The organism is Caballeronia sp. AZ10_KS36 (assembly GCF_023631105.1).
Lineage (GTDB): Bacteria > Pseudomonadota > Gammaproteobacteria > Burkholderiales > Burkholderiaceae > Caballeronia.
The window spans coordinates 1-2619 of sequence record NZ_JALQDQ010000059.1; the positions used below are offsets into that span (position 1 = coordinate 1).

Annotated in this window: 2 protein-coding genes; both read left to right on the forward strand. The window is 60.4% G+C overall.

Features of this window, described 5'->3' with window-relative positions:
* Positions 1 to 217 precede the first annotated feature (217 nt).
* Entirely contained in the window at positions 218 to 1744 is a 1527-nt protein-coding gene (istA, locus tag NCR35_RS29645; RefSeq protein ID WP_250537445.1) for an IS21 family transposase, read from the forward strand.
* Positions 1745 to 1746: 2 nt separating this feature from the next.
* Positions 1747 to 2535, forward strand: a complete 789-nt coding sequence (gene istB, locus NCR35_RS29650) for an IS21-like element helper ATPase IstB (protein ID WP_034472196.1) — start codon at positions 1747 to 1749, stop codon at positions 2533 to 2535.
* Positions 2536 to 2619: the final 84 nt, after the last annotated feature.

Consider the following 2619-nt stretch of genomic DNA (forward strand, 5'->3'; position numbering starts at 1 on the left):
TGTGAACTTTCGCCGCTAAGGAGCCAAACCGTTTTCGGCATAAAGGCGCCGGGGACTTTTCGGCGTTTAGGCGCCACAAGTCTTTCGGCGTATAGGCGCCAGTAGATTTTCGCCATAAAGGCGCCACTGGCGTCTGAGTCGGGCGCTCGAACTTCGCCAACCGCTACCCTCGTGGCACGCATTTGCTCCGGAGGGTGGCTTGAAGAGGAAGTTCGAGATGTACCAATATCGACAGGTTCTGGTGCGAATGCGCCAGGGTGACTCCGACCGGGATATCGACCGCTCGAAGATCATGGGCCGTAAGAAGCTGGCAGCCGTACGGGAGATCGCAACCGAGCGGGGGTGGCTTTCTCCGGACAACGCTCTGCCGGATGACGCGCAGCTTGCTTCAGCGTTCAGCCGAAGGGAGTTCCTGCCTGCGAGCTGTATCTCGTCGGCCGAGCCGTGGCGCGAGCAGATTGCCCAGTGGCACGACGCGGGCGTGCCCGGCACGACGATTCACAGCGCGCTGGTGCGCAACCACGGCTACGCGGGAAGCTACTCATCCGTCTACAGGCTACTTCAGCAATTGAAGGCGGAGCTCACGCCGGATGTACCGATGCGGCTGGAGTTCAAACCTGCAGAAGCCGCGCAGGTTGATTTCGGCGCAGGTCCGACCATCACGGACGCGCACACGGGCGAGGTCCACAAGACGTGGTTCTTCGTGATGACCTTGTGCTGGTCGCGGCATCAATACGTCGAGTTTGTCCGCGACCAGAGCGTCGACACATGGTTGCTATGTCATCGTCACGCCTTCGAATGGTTCAATGGCGTAGTGGGACGCGTCACCATCGATAACCCCAAGTGTGCCATCGTCAAGGCCTGTATCTACGAACCCGAAGTCCAGCGGGCGTATGCGCAATGCGCCGAAGGGTATTCGTTCAAGATCGATCCGTGTCCGCCCAGGGACCCGGCTAAAAAGGGAATTGTCGAATCGGGCGTCAAATACGTGAAGTCGAGCTTCCTTCCTCTTCGCGAATTTCGTGATCTGGACGACGCCAACCGGCAAGCGCAAGCCTGGGTGATGCAAGAGGCCAGCACCCGGACGCATGGCACGACGCGCGAGGTGCCGCTCAAGCGTTTCGAGGATGTCGAACAGGCGCTGTTGCAGCCGCTTCCCGATGTGCCGCCCGAGCTGGCAACCTGGGCGCGCGTGAAGGTCCATCGCGACGCCCATGTGCAATTCGAGCGCGCCTACTATTCCGTGCCGTTCCGGCTTGCCGGTAAAGAGCTGTGGCTCAAGGCAACCGCCACCATGGTGCAGGTTTACTACGAGCACGAACTGTCAGCATCGCATGTCCGCCAGACTGCGCCAGGAACGCGTAGCACGGTGGCCGATCACATGCCGCCAGCAGCACAGGCCTGGCAAATGCACGACACCCAATGGTGCCTGAGAGAAGCGCAGCGTATCGGGCCGTCGTGTTACGCGCTTGTTCACGCGCTCTTCGGCGATCAGGTTCTCATCAAGCTGCGCGCCGTACAGGGCGTGCTGCGCTTCGCTCAGCAGTTCGGCGCGTCCCGCCTGGAGGCGGCCTGCCGTCGAGCGAATCACTTCGGTACGCCAAGCTACAAAGCCGTCAAGCTGATCCTGCAGAAAGGCCTTGATCAGACCTGGCTGTCGACCGAGCCCATTGAATCGGGCGCGAGTACCTACACCCACGGCGGCCGCTTCTGCCGCGATACCCAGACTCTGCTTATCCATTGAACATGAATCCAATTCCCGAACTCACGTCTTCCCTTAAGCAACTGCGACTGTCCGGCATCCTCGACACGCTCGAAGCGCGCAACCGTGAAGCCATCGACCGTAAGCTCGCCTATACCGATTTCCTGACATTGCTCATCCAGGACGAGATCGCACGGCGCGATCATCGAAAGCTCGACGCCCGCATGCGCCGCGCGAACTTCCGTGGCCAGAAGACACTGGAAGGTTTCGACTTCGACCGGCTGCCCAACCTTAATCGCGCCGTCGTCCATGATCTGGCGACCTGCCGCTTCATCGATGAGAAGGTCAGCGTGCTAATCGCCGGTCCGTGTGGAACGGGCAAAAGCCATCTGGCGCAGGCACTGGGCCACTCCGCCGCCCGGCAAGGTCACGATGTCCTGTTCATGACCCAAACCCGGCTTCTCGGCGCGCTACGCAACGCGCAAGCCGTCGGCTCCTACGACCGACGCTTCCAGGCGCTTGCCAAGGTGCCGCTGCTCATCATTGACGACTTTGGACTGAAACCCATGCGCACGCCCGAAGACGAAGACTTCCACGATCTGATTGCCGAGAGGTACGAGCGTACGTCGACCGTCTTAACGAGTAATTTGGATTTTACCGAATGGGGCGACGCGTTCGCGACCAACAAAATGCTCGGTGCCGCAACGCTTGATCGTCTGCGACATGCCGCATACCGCGTCGTGCTCGACGGCGAGAGCTACCGTGTTCCACGCCCGATGCCCGAAAGCAACAAATCAGCACTTGCGAAAGGAGGTAAAAACAAGGATTCTTGATCCCCGTTCGAGCCCCGAATCAGGCGCCCTTCGCTGGCGCCATTACGCCGAAAACACCCGGCTCCTTTACGGCGAAAGGCAACA